22 protein-coding genes are annotated in these 25,071 nt (G+C 67.2%); 13 read left to right on the top strand and 9 right to left on the bottom strand.

Translation table 11 applies throughout. The features are described from left to right. Positions 1–12 precede the first annotated feature (12 nt). Positions 13–1,329 (bottom strand): MFS transporter, encoded by a 1,317-nt coding sequence (locus tag F3J14_RS16700; RefSeq protein ID WP_166723943.1) that lies wholly within the window; start codon positions 1,327–1,329, stop codon positions 13–15. A gap of 210 nt (positions 1,330–1,539) precedes the next feature. Here F3J14_RS16700 and F3J14_RS16695 point away from each other — a divergent pair, with 210 nt between their 5' ends. The 3 genes from F3J14_RS16695 to F3J14_RS16685 all read left to right on the top strand — a co-directional run bounded on the left by F3J14_RS16695 (position 1,540) and on the right by F3J14_RS16685 (position 6,990). Next, complete coding sequence (locus F3J14_RS16695) at positions 1,540–2,457, top strand: LysR substrate-binding domain-containing protein (protein ID WP_166723942.1); 918 nt, start codon at positions 1,540–1,542, stop codon at positions 2,455–2,457. A 292-nt stretch (positions 2,458–2,749) separates the two neighbouring features. Then, entirely contained in the window at positions 2,750–3,637 is an 888-nt protein-coding gene (locus F3J14_RS16690) for a LysR family transcriptional regulator (RefSeq protein ID WP_166723941.1), read from the top strand. A 245-nt stretch (positions 3,638–3,882) separates the two neighbouring features. Next, positions 3,883–6,990: a biosynthetic peptidoglycan transglycosylase gene (locus tag F3J14_RS16685; protein WP_166723940.1), complete on the top strand. Its 3,108-nt coding sequence runs from the start codon at positions 3,883–3,885 to the stop codon at positions 6,988–6,990. A gap of 34 nt (positions 6,991–7,024) precedes the next feature. Here the strand turns inward: F3J14_RS16685 and F3J14_RS16680 are convergent, their stop codons facing one another. Further along, positions 7,025–7,372 carry a GFA family protein gene (locus tag F3J14_RS16680; protein WP_166723939.1) on the bottom strand — a complete coding sequence of 116 codons (348 nt, stop codon included), beginning with the start codon at positions 7,370–7,372 and terminating at the stop codon, positions 7,025–7,027. Between the two features lie 154 nt (positions 7,373–7,526). Between F3J14_RS16680 and F3J14_RS16675 the strand changes: the two genes are divergently transcribed. Beyond that, positions 7,527–7,772 (top strand): DUF1272 domain-containing protein, encoded by a 246-nt coding sequence (locus tag F3J14_RS16675; protein ID WP_166723938.1) that lies wholly within the window; start codon positions 7,527–7,529, stop codon positions 7,770–7,772. Between the two features lie 27 nt (positions 7,773–7,799). Here the strand turns inward: F3J14_RS16675 and F3J14_RS16670 are convergent, their stop codons facing one another. Beyond that, complete coding sequence (locus tag F3J14_RS16670) at positions 7,800–8,504, bottom strand: FadR/GntR family transcriptional regulator (RefSeq protein ID WP_166723937.1); 705 nt, start codon at positions 8,502–8,504, stop codon at positions 7,800–7,802. Positions 8,505–8,637: 133 nt separating this feature from the next. Here F3J14_RS16670 and dgoD point away from each other — a divergent pair, with 133 nt between their 5' ends. After that, positions 8,638–9,786 (top strand): galactonate dehydratase, encoded by a 1,149-nt coding sequence (gene dgoD / locus F3J14_RS16665; RefSeq protein WP_006751313.1) that lies wholly within the window; start codon positions 8,638–8,640, stop codon positions 9,784–9,786. A gap of 146 nt (positions 9,787–9,932) precedes the next feature. Here the strand turns inward: dgoD and F3J14_RS16660 are convergent, their stop codons facing one another. Further along, complete coding sequence (locus tag F3J14_RS16660; RefSeq protein ID WP_166723936.1) at positions 9,933–10,865, bottom strand: CopD family protein; 933 nt, start codon at positions 10,863–10,865, stop codon at positions 9,933–9,935. A 377-nt stretch (positions 10,866–11,242) separates the two neighbouring features. Here F3J14_RS16660 and F3J14_RS16655 point away from each other — a divergent pair, with 377 nt between their 5' ends. The 3 genes from F3J14_RS16655 (at position 11,243) to F3J14_RS16645 (ending at position 14,897) form a co-directional block, all read left to right on the top strand. Beyond that, positions 11,243–12,007 (top strand): c-type cytochrome, encoded by a 765-nt coding sequence (locus F3J14_RS16655; RefSeq protein ID WP_041489853.1) that lies wholly within the window; start codon positions 11,243–11,245, stop codon positions 12,005–12,007. Positions 12,008–12,026: 19 nt separating this feature from the next. Continuing rightward, positions 12,027–13,325, top strand: a complete 1,299-nt coding sequence (locus F3J14_RS16650) for a cytochrome c (protein WP_166723935.1) — start codon at positions 12,027–12,029, stop codon at positions 13,323–13,325. 129 nt (positions 13,326–13,454) lie between these two features. Then, complete coding sequence (locus tag F3J14_RS16645; protein WP_166723934.1) at positions 13,455–14,897, top strand: DEAD/DEAH box helicase; 1,443 nt, start codon at positions 13,455–13,457, stop codon at positions 14,895–14,897. Here F3J14_RS16645 and F3J14_RS16640 read toward each other — a convergent pair. The 3 genes from F3J14_RS16640 to F3J14_RS16630 form a co-directional block, all read right to left on the bottom strand. After that, complete coding sequence (locus F3J14_RS16640) at positions 14,891–15,400, bottom strand: hypothetical protein (protein ID WP_166723933.1); 510 nt, start codon at positions 15,398–15,400, stop codon at positions 14,891–14,893. The genes F3J14_RS16645 and F3J14_RS16640 overlap by 7 nt on opposite strands. A gap of 66 nt (positions 15,401–15,466) precedes the next feature. Further along, positions 15,467–16,294 (bottom strand): ferritin-like domain-containing protein, encoded by an 828-nt coding sequence (locus tag F3J14_RS16635; RefSeq protein ID WP_006751307.1) that lies wholly within the window; start codon positions 16,292–16,294, stop codon positions 15,467–15,469. A gap of 315 nt (positions 16,295–16,609) precedes the next feature. After that, positions 16,610–18,250, bottom strand: a complete 1,641-nt coding sequence (locus F3J14_RS16630) for a gamma-glutamyltransferase family protein (protein WP_166723932.1) — start codon at positions 18,248–18,250, stop codon at positions 16,610–16,612. Between the two features lie 225 nt (positions 18,251–18,475). Between F3J14_RS16630 and F3J14_RS16625 the strand changes: the two genes are divergently transcribed. After that, positions 18,476–19,255: a DeoR/GlpR family DNA-binding transcription regulator gene (locus tag F3J14_RS16625; RefSeq protein WP_012364650.1), complete on the top strand. Its 780-nt coding sequence runs from the start codon at positions 18,476–18,478 to the stop codon at positions 19,253–19,255. A gap of 300 nt (positions 19,256–19,555) precedes the next feature. Beyond that, positions 19,556–19,753, top strand: coding sequence for a hypothetical protein (locus F3J14_RS16620; RefSeq protein WP_006751304.1), 198 nt, complete (start codon positions 19,556–19,558; stop codon positions 19,751–19,753). 89 nt (positions 19,754–19,842) lie between these two features. Here F3J14_RS16620 and F3J14_RS16615 read toward each other — a convergent pair whose 3' ends face one another. After that, positions 19,843–20,211, bottom strand: a complete 369-nt coding sequence (locus F3J14_RS16615) for a hypothetical protein (protein WP_006751303.1) — start codon at positions 20,209–20,211, stop codon at positions 19,843–19,845. Positions 20,212–20,373: 162 nt separating this feature from the next. On the opposite strand from F3J14_RS16615, the gene glpD reads away from it, so the two are divergent. The 3 genes from glpD (at position 20,374) to F3J14_RS16600 (ending at position 24,306) form a co-directional block, all read left to right on the top strand. Beyond that, positions 20,374–21,897: a glycerol-3-phosphate dehydrogenase gene (gene glpD, locus F3J14_RS16610; RefSeq protein ID WP_166723931.1), complete on the top strand. Its 1,524-nt coding sequence runs from the start codon at positions 20,374–20,376 to the stop codon at positions 21,895–21,897. Positions 21,898–22,002: 105 nt separating this feature from the next. Further along, the gene (glpK, locus tag F3J14_RS16605; protein WP_006751301.1) at positions 22,003–23,505 is read left to right on the top strand and encodes a glycerol kinase GlpK; all 1,503 of its coding nucleotides are present in this window, start codon (positions 22,003–22,005) and stop codon (positions 23,503–23,505) included. A gap of 84 nt (positions 23,506–23,589) precedes the next feature. Next, positions 23,590–24,306 carry an MIP/aquaporin family protein gene (locus tag F3J14_RS16600; RefSeq protein WP_014896123.1) on the top strand — a complete coding sequence of 239 codons (717 nt, stop codon included), beginning with the start codon at positions 23,590–23,592 and terminating at the stop codon, positions 24,304–24,306. A gap of 126 nt (positions 24,307–24,432) precedes the next feature. On the opposite strand, the gene F3J14_RS16595 is transcribed toward F3J14_RS16600, so the two are convergent. Next, a partial coding sequence (locus F3J14_RS16595) for an oxidoreductase C-terminal domain-containing protein (protein WP_166723930.1) occupies positions 24,433–25,071 on the bottom strand: 639 nt, incomplete at its 5' end.

The raw sequence follows: 25,071 nt of genomic DNA, 5'->3' as shown, positions 1-25,071 counted from the left end.
GAAATCGGTCGGTCAGTGATCCTGATCGCTTCGGTCCGAGGCGAACGCGAGCGCGACGAGCGACAGCAGGCCGCAGACGATCACGTACCACGCGGGCGCTGCCGGATTGCCGGTCGCCCCGATCAGCCAGGTGACGATGAACTGCGCGAAGCCGCCGAAGATCGACACGCCGCCCGCATACGCGATCGACAGCGCGGTCGCGCGCGTGCTCTTCGGAAACAGCTCCGCGAGGATCACGCCGTTCGCGCCCGCATTGATCGAGTGCAGCGCGGCGAGCAGCATCACGACCGCGTACATCGTCGCGATCGACGGCACCGCGCGGATCAGCCAGAAGCCAGGCAGGATCAGCACGGTCAGCGCCACGCGCGTCCACAGCGCAACGCGCTTGCTGCCGACACGATCCGACAGGCGTCCGCCGATCGGTGCGGCGACGAACATCACCGCACCGGACAGGATCCCGCACCACAGCGCGGTATCCATCGACAGGTGCAGCACGCGGATCGCGTACGTCGACATGTAATAGAGGACGATGAAGTGCGCGGCGGTGCCGCCGACCACGAGGCCGAGCGCGGTCAGCACGGCGCCGCCGTCGCGCCGCAGCACGGTGCCGAGCACCGCGGACGAGCGCCGCGCGGCCGCGGCCGGCGCGTGCTGTTCGATCGCATTGAAGCGCGCGCGCAGATACAGGCCGACCGGCGCGATCAGCACGCCGGCGAGAAACGGCACGCGCCAGCCCCACGATTCGAGCGCGGCCGGTTCGAGGAAATACGACAGGAGGAAGCCGACGAACGAACCGGCCAGTGCCGCCGCGCCCTGGCTCGCGAACTGCCAGCTCGTGTAGTAGCCGCGTTCGCCAGGCGGTGCACGCTCGGCGAGCAGCGACGTCGATACGCCGACTTCGCCGCCGGCGGAGAAGCCCTGCAGCAACCGTGCGAGCACGACCAGCACGGGCGCCGCGACGCCGATCTGCGCGTAGGTCGGCAGGACGCCGATCATCCCGGTGCCGATCGCCATCGTGACGAGCGTGAGGTTCATCGCCGGCACGCGGCCGAAGCGATCGGCGACCAGCCCGATCACGACGCCGCCGACCGGTCGCGCGATGAAGCCGACGCCGAACGTCGCGACCGACATCAGCAATTGCTGCTGCGCGGACGCAGCCGGGAAAAACAGTTTTCCAAGCAGCACCGCGAAGAAGCTGAACACGGTGAGATCGAAGAATTCGAGGCCGTTGCCGATCGTGATCGCGACGATCAACTGGCGATTGGACGGGGATGCGGCAACGTCGCCGACATGCCCGCCGAACATGCTGTCCGCTCGGGGCGCCTTCATGAAGGTATGTCTCCGTACTGGTTATGCGTATCGGGTGCGTGTCTGGTGCGGGGCCTGTTCGACAGCCTGCGCATGCAGTCTAGGCATTCAAAATACGCAGCCCGGAGCGACATTTTTCGATCGTGATAACGCCCGGTTATCGCGCGCTTTGCCCGCGCGATCGCGGTGTAGGATACGAACGTCGCTACTGCCGCCGCGCCCCGCCACGCCGTGAAACACCACCAGCTCCGGGCGCTTGCCGCCATCGCCGAACACGGCAGCCTGCGCGCCGCCGCGCGCGCGATTCATCTGTCCCAGCCCGCGCTCACGAAGGCGATCCGCGAACTCGAGCAGGACCTCGGCGTGCCGCTCGTCACGCGCAACGCGCGCGGTGCGCAGCTCACGCGCTTCGGCCAGGCCGTCTATGCACGCGCGCGGCTGATCCTCGCCGAGATGCAGCACGCGCGCGACGACGTGATCCATCTGTCGGGCGGCAAGGAAGGCGCGCTCGCGTGCGCGCTGACGCCGCTGATGTCGCTCGGCTTCCTGCCGGCCGCGCTCGACGCGTTCCGCCAGCGCATGCCGACGATCCGCCTCGACGTGCGCGAAGGCTTTCTCGACACGGCGCTGCCGCGCCTGCGCGACGGCTCGCTCGACTTCGTGATCGCGATCGTCGATGCGACGCGGCTGTCGCCCGAATTCACGTTCCGGCCGCTCATCGAATCGGAGCTGATCCTGATGACGCGCGCGAGCAATCCGCTGCGCCACTGCACGTCGCTCGCGCAGCTGCAGGATGCGCAGTGGGTGCTCAACACGTCGCCGGAAAGCATCGGCCGACTGCTGCAGAACGTGTTCGTCGCGCACGGCTACCCGGCACCGCAGCCGATCGTCGAATGCACGTCGTTCAGCGCGGCGTTCTCGCTGTCGGTGCATACCGACAGCGTGTCGTGCGTGCCGAAGCTCTTCATGGAGATCGACTGGATACGCGAGCGGATGGTCACGATCGACGTGAAGGAGACGATTCCGACCGTGTCGGCCGGCGTGCTCACGCGGCGCGATGCGCTGAACACGGTCGCATGCGACTACCTGATCCACTGCTTCGTCGAAGCCGTGCGCCGGTACGATCCCGCGAAACTGCTGTGGCGATAGCGACCTGTCCTATCCGATTCGAATCGCACTACGAATATCGATCGTCTTTATAAGAAAAATCACGTCTATTTTCGTACAATTACTAAATACAAATAGATTAAGAAGGTTTATATAGGACCAATCCCAAGAATAAAATCCAACGGGGAGATGGCCCCCTGAACCCGTTATTCTGAAACCGTTCCAGCGGTCGATCAACACATCATTTCATAATACTTATTCGCCTGAATCGGTCGTTCAAATAAACGAATCGACAGATAGAATTAAACAAACAATTCTATTTCTCGATAAAAAAATGGACGAACTCCTGCCAATGCGGCTATTCATCAAGGTGGCCGAACTTCACAGTTTCGCGCGTGCAGCCACGGAACTGAACATCTCCAACTCGTCGGCCACCCGCCTCATCATGGGCATCGAGGACCGGCTCGGCGCACGCCTGCTGAACCGCACGACGCGCAGCCTGTCGCTGACCGACGCCGGTCATCTGTATCTCGCGCAGATCCGTCACGTGATCGAGGAAATCGACCGCGTCGAGGAAACGATCGCGTCGATGCATCACGAACCGATCGGATCGCTGAAGATCGCCGCGCCGGTCATGTTCGGCATGCACGTGCTCGCACCGGCAATCGATGCGTTCAAGACGCTGCATCCGGCCATCGTGCCGGAAGTCACGATCGTGGACCGCCATGTCGACCTCGTGTCGGAGGGCTTCGACGTCGGGCTGCTGCTGTCGCAACGCATCAGCACCAACACGCTGGTGACGCGCCCGCTCACGCGACTCAAGCGAATCGTCTGTGCGGCACCCCGGTATGTCGAAACACACGGCGCACCGACCCATCCGCACGATCTCGCGTCGCACGCGTGCCTGACGTTCCATGCCGATTTCGCGGGCGAATACCTGTCGTTCGATCACGAGCCGACGCGCGTCGCCGTGCGGCCGAATAAATCCGCGTCGTCGAACAACATTGGGTTGATCCGGAACTGGGCGTTGTCGGGCATGGGCATCGCGGTGCTGCCCGACTTCCTCGTCGAATCGGATCTCGCCGACGGACGGCTGCTCGCGCTGCTTCCCGACTATCGGCTGGAGGAACTCGAGATGAATATCGCGTACCCGAGCCGGCGGCACTTTCCGCGCAAGACCCGGCTGTTCGTCGATCACCTGGTCGAGTATTTCGTCAGGTGAAAGAAGGGTTCGATCGCGCACCTTTTTTTGCATCGACGACAGGCGCCGTCGACCCACCCGCGGCCCGCCGCGAAACCACGCCAGCCGGGCCCCGGGCAGCCGCGCCACTGCCCGCGAACGGTGCGGGCACACCTGTTGCGTCGCTGCATCTCAGTAGTGAACCGCTCTTGGCAGCCGGCCGTTGAGGACTACACTAATCCTTAATGAGGTGCGGCCGGAGCCCGTGCCTCCAGGGAGACGCCGCCATGAATCGGCCACTGAATCGCATCCTGCCGCGCGTGACCGGTGGTGCATCGGTCTGGACGTGGATCAAGTGGTCGTTGCTGGCCGCGCTGGTGATCGCCGTCGCGATCATTGCGCGGCTCGTGATGACCGAGATCGCGACGTCGCGCATGCAGGCGCACTACCTGTCCGAACTCACCCGCGACGTCGGCTACACAGTCGAGGCCGGCACGAGCGACCACATCCGCTTCCCTGCCAACGGGCCGTACGACCAGCGCCTGGGTTATTCGATGATCCCGGCGTTCCAGCAGCGTCTGCTCGCGCGCGGCTTCGTCGTCGGCAAGCAGGCGCGCGATTCCGACCGGATGCTGTCACTCGCTGATCACGGCCTGTTCCTTCCTTACGAAGAGAAAGACCAGACCGGGCTGATGCTGTTCGACTCGACCGGCTCCCCGCTGTTCGCGACCGTGTTCCCGCAGCGCGTCTATACCGACTTCGACACGGTGCCGCGCGTGGTCGCCGATTCGCTGATGTTCATCGAGGATCGCTACCTGCTCGATGCGAACCAGCCGAACCGCAATCCGGCGATCGACTGGGGGCGCTTCAGCCGCGCGCTCGCCGACCAGGCGATGCACGTCGTCAACCATCACCAGGCGCGCCCGGGCGGCAGCACGCTCGCGACGCAGATCGAGAAGTTCCGCCATTCGCCCGACGGCCGCACCGCGACACCGCCGGAGAAGCTGCGCCAGATCGCGTCCGCGTCGATCCTCGCGTACCTGAACGGCCCGCAGACGATGCTCGCGCGCCGCGCGATTTTGGTGCGCTACCTGAACTCGGTGCCGCTCGCCGCGCGGCCGCACGTGGGTGAAATCACCGGTATCGGCGACGGTCTCGCCGCGTGGTACGGCCGCGACTTCAACGACGTGAACCGCATCCTGTCCGCGCCGACGACCGGTGACAACGTCGACGCACAGGGCAAGGCGTTCCGCGAGGTGCTGTCGCTGATCATCGCGCAGCGCGCGCCGTCGTACTTCCTGAATCACGGCTATCCGGCGCTGCAGAAGCTGACCGACAGCTACCTGCGGCTCCTGTCGAACGGCGGCGTGATCTCTCCCGCGCTGCGCGATGCGGCGCTCGCCGCGCAGATCGAGCGCAGCGCGCCGCCGGCCGCCGCGCACGTGCAGTCGTTCGTGTCGCGCAAGGCCGTGACGTCCGCGCGCGCGTCGCTGCTCTCGGCGCTCGGCATCAACGACCTGTACCAGCTCGACCAGTTCGACCTGGAAGCCACCAGCACGCTCGACAACGGCGTGCAGCAGGCGGTCGCCAACCGGCTCGCGCTGGCGTCGACCCGCGCCGGCGCGCAGGCAGCCGGCCTGTACGGCTTCGAGATGCTCGCGCCGAAGGACGACCCGTCTCATCTGACGTACAGCTTCACGCTGTACGAGCATCGCAACGGCGCGAACATGCTGCGCGTGCAGACCGACAGCGTGAACCAGCCGTTCGACGTGAACCGCGGCGGCCGCATCAACCTCGGCTCGACCGCGAAACTGCGCACGCTGATCACCTACCTGCAGATCGTCTCCGAGCTGCACGCGCGCTACGGCAACCTGTCGAACGCACAACTCGCGCACGTGAAGCCCGATCCGATCGACGGGCTGTCGCACTGGGCGCTCGACTACCTGTCGCATACGCGCGACCGCTCGCTGCAGGCGATGCTCGATGCGGCGGTCGAACGCAAGTACTCGGCGAGCCCCGACGTGTTCTACACGGGCGGCGGCGCACAGGTGTTCTCGAACTTCGAAAAGTCGGACAACGGCCGCATCCTAACGCTGCATACGGCGTTCGAGCATTCGGTCAACCTGGTGTTCGTGCGGCTGATGCGCGACATCGTCCATTACGAAATGCTGAAGGCCGCCGGCCCGTCGACGTCGTGGCTCGGCGATCCGGAGCAGCGCAAGCATTACCTCGAGCAGTTCGTCGACGGCGAAAGCAAGGTCTACGTGAAGCGCTACTACACGCGCTACGCGGGCAAGACGCCCGACGACGCGCTCGCGCTGATGCTGCAGGACGTGCGCAAGTCGCCGCCGAAGATCGCGACGGTGCTGCGCAGCGTCGCGCCGAACGAATCGCTCGCGTGGTTCGCGGCTCACATGCGCGCGCAGCTGAAGGGCACGCCGGCCGCGACGCTGTCGGACGACGATCTCGCCGCGCTCTACGCGAAGTACGCGATCGACCGCTTCAACCTCAACGATCGCGGCTACATCGCGAGCGTCCACCCGCTCGCGCTGTGGACCCTCAATTACCTGCGCGCCCACCCGAACGCGCCGCTCGCCGACGTCCAGCGCGACAGCCGCGATGCACGCTTCTACACGTACTCGTGGCTGTTCAAGACGCGCTACCACGCGACCCAGGACCGCCGTATCCGCCGCATGGTCGAGTTGCGCGCGTACGCGGAAGTCACGAAGGCGTGGCGCGCGCTCGGCTACCCGTTCGCGGAAGTCACGCCGTCGTACGCGGCCGCGATCGGCGCATCGGGCGATCAGCCGGACGCGCTCGCGAAACTGATCGGCCTGATCGCGAACGGCGGCCAGAAGGCGCCGACCGAGACGATCACGCGCCTCGACTTCGCGAAGGGCACGCCGTACGAAACGCGCTTCGTGCGCGCGGCCGCGCAGCCGCAGCCGGTGCTGTCGCCCGAGATCGTCAACGTGGCGCGCACGCTGCTGCGCGACGTCGTGCAGCACGGCACCGCGCGGCGTCTCGCGGGCGGCTTCACGCTGCCCGACGGCAAGACGCTCGAGGTGTACGGCAAGACCGGGACGGGCGACCAGCGCTTCAATGTCTACGCGCGCGGCGCGCGGCTGATCGAGTCGCGCAAGGTCAACCGCAGCGGCACGTTCGTGTTCGTGCTCGGCGACCGCTTCTTCGGCGTGCTGACGGCGACCGCGCACGAGCCGTACGCGGCGCGCTACGACTTCACGAGCGCGATGGCCGTGCAGTTGCTGAAGTCGATGGCGCCGGCGCTCGCGCCGCTGATCGAGCGCCCGGTCGAAGCCGGCACGCGCACGACGGGCCCCGCGCCGCAGGCGGAAACGCCCACGCCGCAGGCCGCGCCGGTCGAGCCGTCCTGACGGCCGCCCGCGCGCTCACGCGACGACGCGCCGCTCAGTGCGAGCGGCCGTCGTAATGCGTGACGGGCAGCGCGTCGATATCGACATCCTCGAGGCATCGCACGTTGATCGCGGCCATCGCGGTGCCGTTCGGATGCGTACCCTCGCCGAACGCGTGAATCCCGCAGCGCTTGCAGAAGCGATGACGGATCACGTGCTTGTTGAACATGTAGGTCGACAGATTGTCGTCGGGCGTGAGGAGCGTCATGTGGTCGCGCGGCACGAACCACATCAGCGCGCCCTTGCGCCGGCAGATCGAGCAGTTGCAGGCCATCACGCCCTGCAGGTCGCCTTCCGCCTCGAACTTCACGTCGCCGCAGTGACAGCTTCCGCGATAGAGCATGGTCGTCTCCCGGTGCGGCCCGTGCGCGACGACGGCACCCGGGCGGGACACCGTTGGCCGGGCCGATCCATGCAGGTACAGTAGCGCGCACATGCGCCGCACGCAATGTCCGGCGGCGCCCGTCCCGACCCGCCCCAAACCAAGGAAAACCGTCATGCTCGAACTGCGCCCCGGCTGCGAATGCTGCGACAAGGACCTGCCGCCCGATTCGGCGGAGGCGCGCATCTGTACCTTTGAATGCACGTTCTGCGCGACCTGCACCGAAGAGGTGCTGAAGGGCCGCTGCCCGAACTGCGGCGGCGACCTGGTCGCTCGCCCGCGCCGGCCGGCGAGCCTGCTCGCGAAGTATCCGGCGTCGACGGAGCGCATCCACAAGCCGGGCGGCTGCGCGAACGCCTGACGGCGCCGCCTCGCCCGCCGCTTCCCGTCACGACATCTCGATCCGCGCGCGCGTGATCGCAAGCAGCGACGCCATCGCGCGGCGCGCGCCGTCCTCGTCGCGCACGCCGATTGCGTCGGCGACGGCCGCATGCTCGGCGAGCGACGCATTGAACACGTGCGCCCGGCGCGCGTTCAGGTGCAGCTGCGCCTCGAGCGTGCGGTCGATCAGCGCGCCGAGCGGCACCAGCAGCTCGTTGCCGCCGGCCTCCAGCACGCTCAGGTGAAAGCGCAGGTCCGCGCGCACCCATTCGTCGACGTTGCGCGCGGCGGCCATCGCGCGCACCGCGTCCTCGATCGCGTCGAACGCGCCGGGCCCGTGCGCACGCGCGGCCAGCGCGGCCGCGTGTGGCTCGATCATTTCGCGCATCTCCTGCAGCTTGAGCGCGAACGCGAGCGGCGGCGCAACCCGCGCGTACCAGTCGAGCAGGTCGGCGTCGAGCAGGTTCCAAGCGCGGCGCGGCCGCACACGCGTGCCGACCTTCGGCCGCGATTCGACCAGCCCCTTCGACGTCAGCGTGCGCAGCGCCTCGCGCAGCACCGTGCGGCTCACGCCGAACATCTCCATCAGGTCCGGCTCCCGCGGCAGCAGCGATTCGGGCGGATAGTCGCCACGCAGGATCGCCGTCGCAAGGCGGAAGGACGTTTGTCCATGCAGGTCGCGTTGAATGATCGTTCTCCGTTGGCCGGGCACGCCGCGGCTGTCCACTATCTGCACAATAGTGCTATTAATACTATTTTTTAGCGCGCTACGCTAGGATAACCGTCACGTACTCGACGGCGCCGCATCCGCACGTCCGCGCCGCTCAACCCAGGAGACTCGCGACATGAAAATCATCCGCCTCGAAACCTTCGTCGTCCCACCGCGCTGGCTGTTCCTCAAGATCGAAACCGACGAGGGCATCGTCGGCTGGGGCGAGCCGGTGGTCGAGGGCCGCGCGCACACGGTCGAAGCCGCCGTGCAGGAACTCGCCGACTATCTGGTCGGCAAGGATCCGCTGCTGATCGAGGATCACTGGCAAGTGATGTACCGCGCCGGCTTCTACCGCGGCGGTCCGATCATGATGAGCGCGATCGCGGGCGTCGACCAGGCGCTGTGGGACATCAAGGGCAAGCATCACGGCGTGCCGGTGCACGCGCTGCTCGGCGGCCAGGTGCGCGACCGCATCAAGGTGTATTCGTGGATCGGCGGCGACCGGCCGAGCGATGTCGCGAACAACGCGCGCGCGGTGGTCGAGCGCGGCTTCAAGGCCGTGAAGATGAACGGCTCCGAGGAGCTGCAGATCGTCGACACCTACGACAAGGTCGAGCAGGTGATCGCGAACGTCGCGGCGGTGCGCGACGCGGTCGGCCCGCACGTCGGGATCGGCGTCGACTTCCACGGCCGCGTGCACAAGCCGATGGCGAAGGTGCTCGCGAAGGAGCTCGATCCGTACAAGCTGATGTTCATCGAGGAGCCGGTGCTGTCGGAGAACGCCGAGGCGCTGCGCGACATCGTGAATCAGACCAACACGCCGATCGCGCTCGGCGAGCGGCTCTACTCGCGCTGGGACTTCAAGCACATCCTCGCGGGCGGCTACGTCGACATCATCCAGCCCGACGCGTCGCACGCCGGCGGCATCACCGAGTGCCGCAAGATCGCGACGCTCGCGGAAAGCTACGACGTCGCGCTCGCGCTGCACTGCCCGCTCGGCCCGATCGCGCTGGCCGCGTGCCTGCAGCTCGATGCGGTCAGCTACAACGCGTTCATCCAGGAACAGAGCCTCGGCATCCACTACAACCAGGGTAACGACCTGCTCGACTACCTGCGCAACCCCGAGGTGTTCCGCTACGAAGACGGCTTCGTCGCGATCCCGCAGGGCCCGGGGCTCGGCATCGACGTCAACGAGGAGAAGGTGCGCGAGATGGCGAAGACGGGCCATCGCTGGCGCAATCCGGTGTGGCGCCACGCGGACGGCAGCGTCGCCGAGTGGTGATGCAGGGGTGAAGTGAGACGAGATGAGGTGCGATGCGCGGCGGACAAGCCGCGCATCGGCGTCGAGACGGCCGCCCGACAGGCGGCCGTTCTTGCATCTGCAGCATGCGGCTCATGCGGGGACGGGGCCCCGCGCCGAACCCGCCGTCAACCGAGCGCCGCGAACCCCGGCACGCAGAACGACAGCACGGCGGCCGCGACGAACACGGCGATCATCGTCAGCGCTTCGAGATGCAGGATGTTGCGGAACGTGTGCGCGTCTTCGGTCGACGCGGTACGGCGCAGGCGCGGCAGCGCGGAGAAGCGGTTCAGGCCGCCGAGCACGAGCGCGAGCGCGACGAGCAGCAGCTTGAGCAACAGCACGCGCCCCCACGTGCTGCCGTCGAGCGGCGCGAGCGAGCCGCCGAGCCCGCGCAGCGCATTGAGCACGCCGGTGCCGAGCACGAAGACGACCGCGATCACTGACGTTCGCGACAGTTGCTGGCCGATCCGGATCAGTGCGCCGCGCGCGACCGACGAACCGAGCACCGGCAGCACCGCGAGCCCGGCCGCGAGCACGAGGCCGCCCCACACCGCGGTGGCCAGCAGGTGCAGCGTCTGCACGCCGACCGCCGCGGACAACGGGCCCGTGTCGGCCGCATGGCCGAGCGACGCCTTGCCGGCCGCGACCACGATCACCGCGAGCCACAGCACGGCGTGCGCGAGCGGGCCCTCGGGCTTCGCCAGCGCGACGATCGCGAGCAGCACGGCGCCGGCGAACGCGACGCTCCATGCAAAGCCCGCATGCGTCTGCATGAGCATGGCCGGAATCGCAGCGAACGCGCCGCCGAGCCCCGCGCCGCTCATCGACGCGGCTTCATACACGAGCCAGCCGAGATCGGCGAGCACGAGCGCCAGCGCCGCCGCGACCAGCGAATGTTGCGCGCGCAGCCATGCATGATGCGACGGCGCGACGACCGGCCGCGCGCCGTCCTTGCCGAGCCACCCCTTGAGCAGCGCCGAGCCGACCGCCATCGCGAACGTCGCGTCCATCAAGGCCGCGAGCGCGACCTGCCCGATCCACAAGCTGTCGATCCTCATTGCGCGCGCCCTCCCGAAAACGGCCGGCGGGCAACGCGGCGGCAAGTGGAACGACAGCGGGAAGACGGCAACGGCACGGTAGGGAACGTCATCGATGAATCCGGAAACGGGGGAAATGACTGGATCTGCGGCGGAGGCGGCGCCGCGCGACCCGCGAGTGTACGGTCTTCGATGGTCAAAGCGCACGCCGGTTCACATCATCCGTACATATAGCGCGGCAAATTGTCGCAAGTCGCAAACAGACAGGAACCCATGTCCTTTTGCCAAATAGCCGCCATTACCCATCGATGATAGAATGCCGCGTCGCAGCAGCCCGGCTGCCCTGCCATCCATGCGCCGAGCCGATCGTAGCCCGGACAGGTCCCCGACGAATAAACATGGAGTCTCGTGTGTCTTCAAGACGCCTCTTCCGTCCGTTGCTCGCCGTTCTCTTGATCGGTGGCGCGGGCCTTATGAGCGCTGCTCAAGCGCAGACCAAGCCCACGGAGCAAGCGCACGCCCAGCAGGCGCCGCTCAAGGCACCCGATACGATGGCCGAGCGTGTGCGCGGCTGTACCGCATGCCACGGCGTTCACGGCCAGGGCACCGACAACGACTATTTCCCGCGTCTTGCCGGCAAGCCGGCCGAGTACCTGTACAACCAGCTCGTCAACTTCCGTGACGGACGGCGCAAGTACCCGCCGATGAACTACCTGCTGACGTACCTGAACGACGATTACCTGAAAGAGATCGCCGAGCACTTCTCGGCCGAGCGTCCGCCGTACCCGACGCCGGCCAAGCCGACGCTGCCGGCTGCCACGCTCGCGCGCGGCAAGCAACTCGTCACGCAAGGCGATCCGTCTCGCAAGCTGCCGGCCTGCGTGGCCTGCCACGGCGCTGGGCTGACCGGCATGCAGCCGGCGATCCCGGGCCTCGTCGGCCTGCATGCCGATTACCTGAGCGCACAGCTCGGCGCATGGCGCTCGGGCAACCGCCACGCGAAGGCACCGGATTGCATGCACGATATCGCGTCGAAGCTGTCGGATGAAGACGTCACGGCCGTGACCGCGTGGCTCGCCGCGCAACCGGCGCCCGCCAACCCCGTGCCGGCCCCGGCGCGTTCGATGAAGACTCCGCTCGCCTGCGGCAGCGAACCGCAATAAGGCAAGGGAGACAGACACAATGAAACGCAAGTCCCTGTTTGCACTCTCGGCTGTCGCGATCGTCGCGGCCGTCGCCCTCGTGCCGGTCCTGTGGCCGGGCAACGACACGCTGCACGGCGCTGCCGCCGTCGCGGCCACGCCGGCCGACCAGGCCGCGCTGATCAAGAAAGGCGAATACCTCGCGCGCGTCGGCGACTGTATCGCGTGCCACACCGTGCGCGGCGGCAAGTCGTTCGCGGGCGGCCTGCCGATGGCGACGCCGTTCGGCACGATGTACACGCCGAACATCACGCCGGACGACAAGGACGGTATCGGCAAGTGGACGTCGGACGACTTCTACCGCGCGATGCACACCGGTCGTTCGAAGGACGGCAGCCTGCTCTACCCGGGCTTCCCGTTCGCGAGCTACACGAAGGTCACGCGCGCCGATTCGGACGCGATCTACGCGTACCTGCGTTCGGTCCCGCCGGTCTCGGTGCCGAGCCGTCCGCACGAACTGAAGTTCCCGTTCAACAACCGCAACCTGCTGATCGGCTGGCGCACGCTGTTCTTCAAGGAAGGCGAATACAAGCCGGATCCGACCAAGTCGGTCGAATGGAACCGCGGCGCGTACCTCGTCGAAGGCCTCGGTCACTGCTCGATGTGCCACACGTCGATCAACATGATGGGCGGCCCGGTGAGCTCGGCAGCCTTCGCGGGCGGCCTGATCCCGCTGCAGAACTGGTATGCTCCGTCGCTGACGAACGACAAGGAACTCGGCCTCGGCGACTGGCACGTGCAGGAGCTGTCCGACCTGCTGCAGGCCGGCGTGTCGAACAAGGGCGCGGTGTTCGGCCCGATGGCCGACGTCGTGCACAACAGCCTCCAGTACATGAACGACGAAGATACGCGCGCAATGTCGACGTACCTGAAGTCGATCCCGCAGAAGGCTGAAGCGCCGAAGAACATGCAGTACGAGCCGTCGAAGCAGTTCGGCAACACGCTGTTCGACCAGGGCAAGAAGATCTACGCGGACAATTGCGCGACCTGCCACGCCGAAACCGGCGCAGGCAAGCCGCCCGCGTATCCGCCGCTCGCGGGCAACCATTCGATCGTGATGGAATCGGCAGTCAACCCGATCCGCATGGTGCTGAACGGTGGCTACCCGCCGAGCACGTTCAAGAATCCCCGTCCGTACGGGATGCCGCCGTTCGCACAGTCGCTGTCGAACCAGGAAGTTGCGGCAGTCGTCACGTATATCCGGATGTCGTGGGGCAACAACGGTACGCCGATCTCGCCGCAACAGGTGAGCGACCTGCGTTCCGCGCCGCTTGACTAAATAACGCGCGACACAGACGGGGGCGCGGCTGCGGGAAAACCGCAGCCGCGCCCCTTTGCTTTTTGCGACGCCATTCCCCGCGCAGGCCGCGCGAGGCGTCGCAGATCATAAAACTCAAGAGTGGTATCTATGTCTTTCGAATCTCTCGGCTTGGCCGAACCGCTGGTCAAGGCGGTCAATGAGCTCGGCTACACATCGCCGACCCCCATCCAGCAGCAAGCCATCCCCGCCGTCCTCGGCGGCGGCGACCTGCTCGCCGGCGCACAAACCGGCACCGGCAAGACCGCCGGCTTCACGCTGCCGATCCTGCAGCGCCTGCACACGTACTACGCCGAGCATCGCGGTGCGAAGCGCGCGGTGCGCGCGCTGATTCTCACGCCGACGCGCGAACTCGCCGCCCAGGTCGAGGAAAGCGTGCGCGCGTACAGCAAGTACGTGAAGCTGCGCTCGACCGTGATGTTCGGCGGCGTCAGCATCAATCCGCAGATCGACGCGCTCAAGCGCGGCGTCGACATCGTCGTCGCGACGCCGGGGCGTCTGCTCGACCACATGCAGCAGAAGACGATCGACCTGTCGAATCTCGACATCCTCGTGCTCGACGAAGCCGACCGGATGCTCGACATGGGCTTCATCCACGACATCAAGCGCGTGCTGGCGAAGCTGCCGCCGCAGCGCCAGAACCTGCTGTTCTCGGCCACGTTCTCCGACGAGATCAAGTCGCTCGCCGACAGCCTGCTCGATTCGCCGGCGCTGATCGAAGTCGCGCGCCGCAACACCACCGCGGAAAGCGTCGCGCAGAAGATCCACCCGGTCGATCGCGATCGCAAGCGCGAGTTGCTCACGCACCTGATCCGCGAACACAACTGGTTCCAGGTGCTCGTGTTCACGCGCACCAAGCACGGCGCGAACCGGCTCGCCGAACAGCTGACGAAGGACGGCATCAGCGCGATGGCGATCCACGGCAACAAGAGCCAGTCGGCCCGCACGCGCGCGCTCGCGGAGTTCAAGAGCAGCACGCTGCAGGTGCTGGTCGCGACCGACATCGCCGCACGCGGGATCGACATCGACCAGCTGCCGCACGTCGTCAACTTCGACCTGCCGAACGTGCCGGAAGATTACGTGCACCGGATCGGCCGCACGGGCCGTGCAGGCGCGACCGGTGAAGCCGTGTCGCTCGTGTGCGTCGACGAGAAGCAACTGCTGCGCGACATCGAGCGGCTGATCAAGCGCGAGATTCCGCAGGAAGTGATCGCGGGCTTCGAACCCGATCCGAGCGCGAAGCCGGAACCGATCCAGCAGCGCCGCGGGCAGCAGCCGCGTGGCGGCAATGCCGGCGGCGGCGGCAATCGCCAGCCGCGTGCAGGCGGCTCAGGCCAGCCGGCCGCGAAGCGCGAAGGCAGTGCACAGCCGAAGGCCGCGAAGGCAGCCAAGCCGCGCACGGCCGGCGGCGCGGGCGGCAATGCCGGCGGCGGCGCTCGTCCGTCCGGCGGCAATAGCGCACGCCCCGCGAACGGCAACGCCGCGCACCCGAACCGCAACCGTTCGTCGCGCAGCGGCCAACGCGGTCACTGAAGCCGCGCGGCCGCGCGCCGCAGGTGCTCGACCTGGCTTTGCCAGCGCGCGAGCACCTCGGCGCGCGCGTCCCCTTCCAGCGCAAACGTGACGCCGGTCGCGAGACGCGCATAGCCGACCCGCTGCGCATCGCCACGCGCGATCGTCGCAGCGAAGCCGGCCAGTCCGCCGAAGTCTCCTTCGAGCGGCTCGATCCTCAGTTGTGCCTGAAAGAATGCGCCGTCCGCGACGAGCGTCAGCGCAGCCGCGCGCCGCTGCGCGATCGCACGCGCCGCGCGCGATTGCGGCCATAGCGCGAGCAGCAGCGTATGCGCGTCGCGCGCATGGATCTCGCCGACGCTGAGCAGCGTCGTGCGCAGCTGGTCGTCGTCGGTCGCGACGATCAGCGACGCGGCGAAGTCGGCGTGGCGCTCGAGCGCGGTGCCGTCGAACAGCGCGACGATGGCCGGCGGCCACGCGTCGAACGTCCATTGCTCGAGCGCGTGGCGATGGGAATCGGTCATGATGGCGGCCCCGGTGAAAAGCAGACGATGATGCCGCAGCATACGCGCTGGGCCGCGCGGTGACGATCAGCGCATGAACACGTGCCGCGTGATCTTCGTCAGCGGATAGTGGACGCCCGGCTGGATCTTCGCGGGCAGGTCGAGCGGCTTGAGCAGCATCTTCACGCACATGTCGGCCGACAGGTTGCGCCGCACGAGCGAGCTGATGCGGGCGACGCGCTCGCGGTTGTACTGGCTGTCGCCGACGCGATCCGGATAGCGGATCGCGAACACGTGGCGCAGCGCGATCTCCGAATCCTCGTTCTTGATTTCCATCACGCGACGCATCAACGCGCCGAGCACCGCGAGCCGGCCGTTGCCTTCGAGCTTGTTGTACTTCTTGAAGAACTTGAAGAAGTGCTTGTAGTGACGCACTTCGTCGGTGCGGATGTTGTCGGTAATTTCCTTCAGCACCGGCTCGTCCGAGCATTCGTTGATCGCGCGATAAAGCGTGGCCGTGCCCGTCTCGACGACGCAGCGTGCGACCATCTCGAGCGCGCGGGTCTTCTCGAACGCGTCGACCGAGCAGGTCTTCGAATACTCGGCGAAGAAATTCGCGAACGCGGTATCCCAGTCGAACTCGGGCCACACGTGCGCGATGTACGCCTTCAGCGCGCGCCCGTGCTGCAGTTCCTCGGGCTCCCACGCACTGTTGAGCCACGCGGACACTTCCGGGTCGTCGTTGAAGAACTCGCTCAGGTTGCTCGTGTAGAGATCCGAGCCGCTTTCGATGAACGACGACGCGCACAGCAGCAGCAGCAGATCCTCGTTTGCGGCGGCACGCTGACGATCGATCCGGTTCAGGTCGATGTCCTCGATACGCCACGGCATGACATGCGTCGTTTCAGTAGGCATGGTGATGCGCTCCCAGTCGTCGCGCGGCCGCCCGGCCGATGCCTTCGGCACGGGCCCGGCGCGCCCGCAGGCGACGTGTTGCTTGCATTTATAGTGGATTGGTCCGGCCGAACCATGCTGGCATCTTAGCCGCACTTGAATGTTCGTGCTTCAAAGCACTGACCATGCCCGACAGGCGCAGTTCCGCCGCGGATGTTGCGGTTCGTTAGACGAGTTCTTCGAACCGGTTGCGCACGCTCGACGGTAGGCGCGGCACCAGGCAAAACGGGCGGCCATTCGGCCGCCCGTCGCGCGCAAAAATCTGGAAGCGTTCCGTCAGAAACCGGCCGCGAGGCCATCGCGACGGCTGTCGCTCGCGGCCACGTAGCCGCGGTCGGGATCGTCGGGATCGAGGCGCCACACGAACTGCCCCGAGCCGAAATCCATGTAAGGATCGTCGATCGACTTGATCGTATGGCCGCGCGCGGCGAGCGCCTCGACCGTGTCGCGGTTCATCGTCGCCTCGACGTCGAGCGTGAAGTCGCGATTGACCTTCCAGCGCGGCGCGCAGCAGGCGGCCTGCGGCTGCTGTCCGTAGCCGAGCATCCGCACGATGGTCTGCAGATGGCCCTGCGGCTGCATGTCGCCGCCCATCACGCCGAAGCTCATCACGGCCTCGGTGCGACCGTCGATCTCCTCGGTGACGAACGCCGGGATGATCGTGTGGAACGGCCGCTTGCCGCCCGCGACGACGTTCGGCGAGCCCGGGTCCATCGAGAAGCCGTGCCCGCGGTTCTGCAACGCAATGCCCGTCCCGGGCACGACGAGCCCCGAGCCGAAGCCCATGTAGTTCGACTGAATAAAGCTCACCATCATCCCGCGCTCGTCCGCCGCCGACAGATAGATCGTGCCGCCCGAATGCGGCCGCCCGGCGGCGAAGTGCGTCGCGCGCGTGCGATCGATCAGCTTCGCGCGTTCGGCAAGATACGCGTCGTCGAGCATCTGCTCGGGCGTCAGTTCCATCGCACGCGGATCGGCGACGTAGCGATAGACGTCCGCGAACGCGAGCTTCATCGCCTCGATCTGCAGGTGCTGCGAGTCGACCGAATCGACGGGCCATTCGGTCACGCCGGCATGCTCGGCGATCCCGAGCGCGATCAGCGCGGCGATGCCCTGCCCGTTCGGCGGGATCTCGTGAATCGTGTGGCTGCAGAAGCGCTTGCCGATCGGCTCGACCCATTCCGGGCGGTATCCGTGCAGATCGGCTTCGGTCAATGCGCCGCCGCCTTCGCGCGCGAACGCCGCGAGCTGCCCGGCGAGCTCGCCCTCGTAGAACGCGCGCGGGCCGTCCTTCGCGAGCGTGCGCAGCGTCCGCGCATGGCCCGGCAGGCACACGCGTTCGCCGATGAGCGGCGCCCGCCCGCGCGGCATGAAGGTATCGGCGAAGCCCGGCAGACCCTGCAGCTCGGGCACCGCGGCCGCCCACTTGTGCGCGACGATCGGCGACACCGAATAGCCGCGCTCGGCGAGCTCGATCGCCGGCTCGAGCAGGTCCGCGAACGGCAGCGAACCGAACTTCGCATGCAGCGCTTCCCAGCCCGCGATCACGCCCGGCACCGTCACGGTGTCCCAGCCGCGCGTCGGCTTGTTCGCGATGCCGTGCGCGTCCTCGCCGTGGCGCTTGCGGAAGTAGTCGGGGTTCCACGCGGCCGGCGCGACACCCGACGCATTCAGCCCGGACAACCGCCCGCCGTCCCACACGAGCGCGAACGCATCGCCGCCGAGCCCGCACGACACGGGCTCGACCACCGTGATCGCGGCCGCGGCGGCCAGCGCCGCATCGACGGCATTACCGCCCTTCCACAGCATCCGCAGCCCGGCCTGCGCGGCGAGCGGGTGCGACGTCGACACGACGTTGCGCGCAAACACCGGAATGCGGATCGTCGGATACGGGTTGTGCCAGTTGAAGCCAGTCATCGGTTCCACCTCGTCGAAAGCTGAATGAACGCGCCGCGCGCAAGATCGGCGTGCGCGGACAGTCCGCCATTGCAGCGCGATCCGTGCGATCGCGCAAATTCATTTGTCAAATGAATCCATGCACTTTCCACATGAATGACGAGTAACCGCGCGCCCCTGCGCCGGCCGAACGCCCTTTCCGCCCCTTACAATACGCGCTCCGCCTCACGATCCGACCGCCCAGCCATGACCCGAGATCCCCGCCTCACCCTCAACGCGCGCCAGCAGGAATTGCTCGAATGGGTGCAGCGCGACGGCTTCGTGACCGTCGACGATCTCGCCGCGCACTTCGCGGTCACGCCGCAGACGATCCGCCGCGACGTCAACTGGCTCGCGGACCTGAACCTGCTGCGCCGCTACCACGGCGGCGCGAGCCTGCCGACCAGCTCGGAGAACGTGTCGTACACCGCGCGCCAGCGGATGTTCCACGACGAGAAGCGGCGCATCGCGGCGCTGGCGGCGTCGCACATCCCCGACCAGGCCTCGCTGTTCATCAACCTCGGCACGACGACCGAGGAAGTCGCACGCGCGCTGAACCGCCATCACGGGCTGCACGTGATCACGAACAACCTGAACGTCGCGTCGATGATGAGCGGCTATCCCGACTGCGAGGTGCTGATCACGGGCGGCATCGTGCGGCCGTGGGACAAGGGCATCGTCGGCGAACTCGCGATCGACTTCATCCGCCAGTTCAAGGTCGACTACGCGATCATCGGCACGTCGGCGATCGAGGCCGACGGCACGCTGCGCGACTTCGACACGCGCGAGGTGCGCGTGGCCGAGGCGATCATGCAGCATGCGCGCACGGTCTATCTCGTCGCCGACCACTCGAAGGTAGGCCGCCCGGCGCTGGTGCGCCAGGGGCATCTGAGCCAGGTCCATGCGCTCTTCACCGACAAGCCGCTGCCGCCGGAGATGGCCGACGCGGTGGCCGCCGCGGGCACCGAAGTGTACGTCGCCGAATGACACTTGCGATGCTGCACCGCACCCGAAACTTCAAGTGAAATCAAGAAGTTGGCGCACCGACCGAACCGCTAGCGGCCTGCGTGCCTGTCAAACTGAAAATTAACGGGGCACGATTTGTCGTTGCCCGCGCGCTCGACTAGACTCCAGTTCCCCGGCCCGTTCGCACGATGCCCGTGCCAAGGCGTGTGCGAATCCCAAGGCCGGCGAATACAGCTTTCCCCCCAAGCCATACCCCGCGGGGTATCGCGCAGCGGCGTTCGCGCCAGCCGCGCGGGCATACTGGTCGCCATGGAGAGAACGATGCTGAGTCCGCATGAATTCGCCACGCTATTGCTTGTGAAGGACGCTCCCGATCAAACCAACATGGATCGGGACGAAATCGACGCACTGCTCGAACAGCAGCTCGTCCGCCTGGAAGGGCTCGGCTCGGGACGCAAATACTGCGTGACCGAGACCGGCGACGCCGCGTTGCGATCTATCAAATACCGATATTCCTGAAACACCACCGATCCTGACCTGAGCGCGCCGGCCGGATTCCCGGCCGCGCCGCTTTTCCAGCTTTTCCCGCCTCCCTCAGCTTTCCCGCGTCAGCCGCCGCGCAGCGTCGGATCGACCGCGGCCCGCCAGCTGACAGCCTGCGCGCGTGCGCCGTTGAAATACGCGACCCATCCGGCGCGCCCCGCCGCATCCGGTGCCGCATAGCGCGCCGAAAGTTCGTTTACGAACGCGCAATAGTTCGCTTGCGTGAGCCCGCGATACCGTTTCGCCACGTACGCGTCGTACAGCGTCGAGTAGACCGGCTGCGCGTCCGCGCCCCAATCGTGGGCGGTGCCGCCGCACGACGTCTGCAGGTCGACGAATGATGGCGCACGCCAGTTGCCGGCAAGCGGCGGCGTGCCGGCGCTGCACCCTGCCAGAACGACGGCGCAAACGCCGGCCCACATCCCAATACGCATGATTCACCTCGCGAAACGGTCGATTCCGCCAGTATCGTCCGGGATCGCCGCGCGCGCTACTGGCCCCGCTTTTTCGAACTTTACTTTTTCGATTTCGTTCGTTAAATTTCGAATTCGAACATTTCATGTTCGCCCATTTCCATCAGACGATAAGGACAGCAGGTGACCCAACCGAATCGCTACGATCTGCTCGTCGTCGGCGGCGGCATCAACGGCGCGGGCATCGCGCGCGATGCGGCCGGCCGCGGCCTGTCGGTCCTGCTCTGCGAGCAGGACGACCTCGCGTCGCACACGTCGTCGTGCAGCACGAAGCTGATTCACGGCGGCCTGCGCTACCTCGAATACAACGAATTCGGCCTCGTGCGCAAAGCGCTGCAGGAGCGCGAGACGCTGCTGCGCGCGGCGCCGCACATCATGTGGCCGCTGCGCTTCGTGATGCCGCACATGCCGAACCTGCGGCCGGCCTGGCTGATCCGCATCGGCCTGTTCCTCTACGATCACCTCGCGAAACGCGAACTGCTGCCCGGCTCGCGCGGCATCGACATGCGCCGCCATGCGGCCGGCGCGCCGCTGATCGACTCGATCAAGCGCGGCTTCGTGTATTCGGACGGTTGGGTCGACGATGCGCGCCTCGTCGTGCTGAACGCGCTCGATGCGAAGGAGCGCGGCGCCGAGATCCTCACGCGCACGAAGCTCGTGTCGGCGGAGCGCCACGGCGACGAATGGGAAGCGCGGCTGCAGCACGCGGACGGCTCGATCCGCGTCGTGCGTGCGCGCGCGGTCGCGAACGCGGCCGGCCCGTGGGTCGGCGACGTGCTGCACGGCGCGCTCGGTCGCGGCGCGCAGCACAGCGTGCGGCTCGTGAAGGGCAGCCACATCATCACGCGGCGCCTGTTCGATCACGACCACGCCTATATCTTCCAGAACCCGGACAAGCGGATCATCTTCGCGATTCCGTACGAGCACGACTTCACGCTGATCGGCACGACCGACGTCGAATACACGAACGATCCCGCGAAGGTCGCGATCGATCGCGACGAGACGCAGTATCTGTGCGATTCGATCAACCGCTACTTCAAGCGCAAGATCTCGCCGGCCGACGTGCACTGGACCTATTCGGGCGTGCGCCCGCTGCTCGAAGACGAGAACGCGGCGAACGCATCGGCCGTCACGCGCGACTACCGCCTCGAGCTGGACGACGGCGCCGGCGCGCCGCTGCTGTCGGTATTCGGCGGCAAGATCACGACCTTCCGCAAGCTCGCGGAAGAAGCCGGTGACCTGCTGTGCGGCGCGCTCGGCCGCGATGCGAAGACCTGGACCGCCGGCGCGCCGCTGCCGGGCGGCGACATCGCGAACGCGAAGTTCGACGTGTTCGCCGATGCGTTCGCGAAGCGCCATCCGTGGCTGCCCGCCGCGCTCGTGCGCCGCTATGCGCGTGCGTACGGCACGCGTGCCGAACGCGTGGTCGACGGCGCGCGGTCGCTCGCCGACCTCGGCACCGAAATCGCGCCGGGCCTGCACGATGCCGAACTGCGCTACCTGCGCGACGTCGAATGGGCGACCTGCGCGCAGGACGTGCTGTGGCGTCGCTCGAAGCTCGGCCTGCACGTCGCGCCGGGCACGCTCGACGCGGTGACGGCCGCGGTCGACGCATGGTTCGCCGCCGCGCACGCGCCGCACGCGTGATCCGTTTGCAGTTGCAGTTGTCTTACCGACATTGATTCACCGACGCGCCGCCCGACATGCGGCGCGCATCACAACTACGCCGATCCACGGATGGAGATGAGAGACATGCAGGACCAGTACATCCTCGCGCTTGACCAGGGCACCACGAGTTCCCGCGCAATGCTGTTCGATCGCCAGGGCAATATCGTATCGATCGCCCAGAAGGAATTCGAACAGATCTACCCGCAACCCGGCTGGGTCGAGCACGACCCTCAGGAAATCTGGTCGACGCAGGCGGGCGTCGCGGCGGAAGCCGTCACGCGCACGGGCCTGAACGGCACGTCGATCGCCGCGATCGGCATCACCAACCAGCGCGAGACGACGATCGTCTGGGATCGCGAGACGGGCCAGCCCGTCTACAACGCGATCGTCTGGCAGGACCGCCGCACCGCCGACTTCTGCGATTCGCTGAAGAAGCAAGGCCTCGAAGCGAAGGTGCGCGCGAAGACCGGCCTGCCGATCGACTCGTACTTCTCCGCGACGAAGATCCGCTGGATCCTCGACAACGTGCCTGGCGCGCGCGACAAGGCACGCCAGGGCAAGCTTGCCTTCGGCACCGTCGACAGCTGGCTCGTGTGGAACTTCACGAAGCACGAGCTGCACGTGACCGACGTGACGAACGCGTCGCGCACGATGCTGTTCAACATCCACACGCGCGAGTGGGACAGCGAGCTGCTCGAACTGCTCGACATCCCGCGCAGCATGCTGCCGGACGTGAAGGCGTCGTCGGAAATCTACGGCCACACGAAAACCACCGTGTTCGCGTCGAAGATCCCGCTCGCGGGCATCGCCGGCGACCAGCACGCGGCGCTGTTCGGCCAGATGTGCACGACGTCGGGCATGGTGAAGAACACCTACGGCACCGGCTGCTTCCTGATGATGAACACCGGCGACAAGCCGATCGAGTCGAAGAACAACCTCGTCACGACGATCGCCTGGCAGATCGGCGACGACGTGCAGTACGCGCTCGAAGGCAGCATCTTCATCGCGGGCGCGGTCGTGCAGTGGCTGCGTGACGGCGTCGGCATCATCAAGACCGCCGCCGAAATCGAAGCGCTCGCCGCGAGCGTGCCGCATACCGACGGCGTCTATCTCGTGCCGGCCTTCGCCGGCCTCGGCGCGCCGCACTGGAACGCGCGGGCGCGCGGTTCGGTGTTCGGCGTCACGCGCGGCACGACGTCAGCGCACCTCGCGCGCGCGGCGCTCGACGCGATCGCGTACCAGTCGCTCGACGTGCTGGCCGCGATGGAGGCCGACTCGGGCATCAGCATCGGCGAGCTGCGCGTCGACGGCGGCGCGAGCGCGAACGACCTGCTGATGCAGTTCCAGGCCGACCTGCTCGGCGTCGACGCGGTGCGTCCGCAGATCACCGAGACGACCGCGCTCGGCGCGGCCTACCTCGCCGGCCTCGCGATCGGCTACTGGAAGAACCTCGACGAAGTGCGCAGCCAGTGGCAGCTCGATCGCCGCTTCTCGCCGTCGATGCCGAAGGAGCAGGTCGAGCAACGCATGGCCGGCTGGCAGCGCGCGGTGCGCGCCGCCAAGGCATGGGCCGACGACACGCAGTAACCGCAGCACACCTATACAAACGAAATACAACAACACCGGCGGACCGCGCGGCGCGCGAGTCCGCCGTCATCTACGAGAGACAACATGTCACCTTATATTGCGGAATTCATCGGCACGGCGATCCTCGTGCTGCTCGGCAACGGCGCGGTCGCAAACGTGCTGCTTGCGAAGACCAAGGGCAAAGGCGCGGATCTGATCGTCATCGTGATGGGCTGGGCGATGGCGGTGTTCGTCGCCGTCTACGTGACGGCTTCGTTCAGCGGCGCGCACCTGAACCCGATCGTCACGATCAGCCTCGCGCTCGCGGGCAAGTTCGCATGGTCGAAGGTCGGCGGCTACATTCTTGCTCAGATGCTCGGCGGGATGGCGGGCGCGTTGCTCGTGTGGCTCGCGTATCGCCAGCACTTCGCGAAGGAAGTCGATGCGGACCTGAAGCTCGCGGTGTTCTGCACGGCGCCCGCGATCCGCAGCGTCACGCACAACGTGCTGACCGAAGCGATCTGCACGTTCGTGCTGATTCTCGGCGTGCTGTACCTCGCGTCGCCGCAGGTCGGCCTCGGCGCGCTCGACGCGCTGCCCGTCGGCTTGCTCGTGCTCGGCATCGGCATCTCGCTCGGCGGCCCGACCGGCTATGCGATGAGCCCGGCGCGCGACCTGTCGCCGCGCCTGATGCATGCGCTGCTGCCGATCCCCGGCAAGCGCGACAGCGACTGGCGCTATGCATGGGTGCCGGTGATCGGCCCGCTGCTCGGCGGCGCCGCCGCGGCCGGCCTGTATCTGCGTCTGCACGCGATGGCCTGAGCAACGTTTCACTCGAGTTCGAGCGCGCGGCTGCAGCTGCCGCGCGCTTTCGGTTCCTCCGCCCTCCGCCCTTCTCCCTCTTCCCTCCTGGCACGGCCGCCGCTGCGCCGGCACCCGACACCACCGCTAGCGATCACCCGCGGCCGGCACCAGCGACTTCAGCCTCACCCCCGCATCCGCGACGGCGGCCGGGCTCACGCCGATCCCGTGCTCGACCAGCAGGCGCGCGACGCGCATCTCCTTCACGAATCCCGACGCACGGCCGAAGCCGCTCGCCGCGACGAGCCGCTCGCCCGCATCGAAGTGGAAATGGATTTCCGCGTCGTCGCCGAGCACGCGCGCGACCGTCCGCTCGCCGAGCGCAGGCTCGCCGGCGACCTGCAGCTGCGCGTCGTATTGATCGGACCAGAACCACGGCAGCTCGCGATACGGTTCGTCGGCGCCGAGCATGTTGCGGGCGGCGACGCACGCCTGCGTTTCGGCGCCGTGCCAGGTTTCCTGACGCACGAGCCGCCCCGACGCCGCGCTCGGGAACACCGCGACATCGCCGGCCGCATAGATGCCGCGCGCCGACGTCTCGAGCCGCGCGTTCACGACGATGCCTCGCTCGACGACGAGGCCCGCGTCGCGCGCGAGCTCGTCGGCCGGTTCGATCCCGATACCGGCGACCACCGTATCGCCGATCAGCGTGTCGCCGTCGTCGAGCACGACGGCCAGCGCGCCGTCCGCCATCCGCTCGATCGCGACGGGCCGGCGGTTCAGGGA

Source organism: Burkholderia sp. Tr-862, from assembly GCF_011753085.1.
GTDB lineage: Bacteria > Pseudomonadota > Gammaproteobacteria > Burkholderiales > Burkholderiaceae > Burkholderia > Burkholderia ambifaria.
The sequence above is the reverse complement of the archived record's forward strand: the minus strand, read 5'-3'. Positions and strand labels throughout refer to the sequence as shown.

What these genes read in the sequence shown, in the direction of transcription:
- F3J14_RS16690 (WP_166723941.1), top strand. Translation starts at nt 2,750, where the DNA reads ATGGACGAACTCCTGCCAATGCGGCTATTCATCAAGGTGGCCGAACTT.
- dgoD (WP_006751313.1), top strand. Translation starts at nt 8,638, where the DNA reads ATGAAAATCATCCGCCTCGAAACCTTCGTCGTCCCACCGCGCTGGCTG.
- F3J14_RS16685 (WP_166723940.1), top strand. Translation starts at nt 3,883, where the DNA reads ATGAATCGGCCACTGAATCGCATCCTGCCGCGCGTGACCGGTGGTGCA.
- F3J14_RS16640 (WP_166723933.1), bottom strand. Translation starts at nt 15,400, where the DNA reads ATGACCGATTCCCATCGCCACGCGCTCGAGCAATGGACGTTCGACGCG.
- F3J14_RS16625 (WP_012364650.1), top strand. Translation starts at nt 18,476, where the DNA reads ATGACCCGAGATCCCCGCCTCACCCTCAACGCGCGCCAGCAGGAATTG.
- F3J14_RS16655 (WP_041489853.1), top strand. Translation starts at nt 11,243, where the DNA reads ATGGAGTCTCGTGTGTCTTCAAGACGCCTCTTCCGTCCGTTGCTCGCC.
- F3J14_RS16700 (WP_166723943.1), bottom strand. Translation starts at nt 1,329, where the DNA reads ATGAAGGCGCCCCGAGCGGACAGCATGTTCGGCGGGCATGTCGGCGAC.
- F3J14_RS16645 (WP_166723934.1), top strand. Translation starts at nt 13,455, where the DNA reads ATGTCTTTCGAATCTCTCGGCTTGGCCGAACCGCTGGTCAAGGCGGTC.
- F3J14_RS16600 (WP_014896123.1), top strand. Translation starts at nt 23,590, where the DNA reads ATGTCACCTTATATTGCGGAATTCATCGGCACGGCGATCCTCGTGCTG.
- F3J14_RS16650 (WP_166723935.1), top strand. Translation starts at nt 12,027, where the DNA reads ATGAAACGCAAGTCCCTGTTTGCACTCTCGGCTGTCGCGATCGTCGCG.
- F3J14_RS16680 (WP_166723939.1), bottom strand. Translation starts at nt 7,372, where the DNA reads ATGCTCTATCGCGGAAGCTGTCACTGCGGCGACGTGAAGTTCGAGGCG.
- F3J14_RS16620 (WP_006751304.1), top strand. Translation starts at nt 19,556, where the DNA reads ATGCTGAGTCCGCATGAATTCGCCACGCTATTGCTTGTGAAGGACGCT.
- glpK (WP_006751301.1), top strand. Translation starts at nt 22,003, where the DNA reads ATGCAGGACCAGTACATCCTCGCGCTTGACCAGGGCACCACGAGTTCC.
- F3J14_RS16615 (WP_006751303.1), bottom strand. Translation starts at nt 20,211, where the DNA reads ATGCGTATTGGGATGTGGGCCGGCGTTTGCGCCGTCGTTCTGGCAGGG.
- F3J14_RS16675 (WP_166723938.1), top strand. Translation starts at nt 7,527, where the DNA reads ATGCTCGAACTGCGCCCCGGCTGCGAATGCTGCGACAAGGACCTGCCG.
- F3J14_RS16635 (WP_006751307.1), bottom strand. Translation starts at nt 16,294, where the DNA reads ATGCCTACTGAAACGACGCATGTCATGCCGTGGCGTATCGAGGACATC.
- F3J14_RS16660 (WP_166723936.1), bottom strand. Translation starts at nt 10,865, where the DNA reads ATGAGGATCGACAGCTTGTGGATCGGGCAGGTCGCGCTCGCGGCCTTG.
- F3J14_RS16630 (WP_166723932.1), bottom strand. Translation starts at nt 18,250, where the DNA reads ATGACTGGCTTCAACTGGCACAACCCGTATCCGACGATCCGCATTCCG.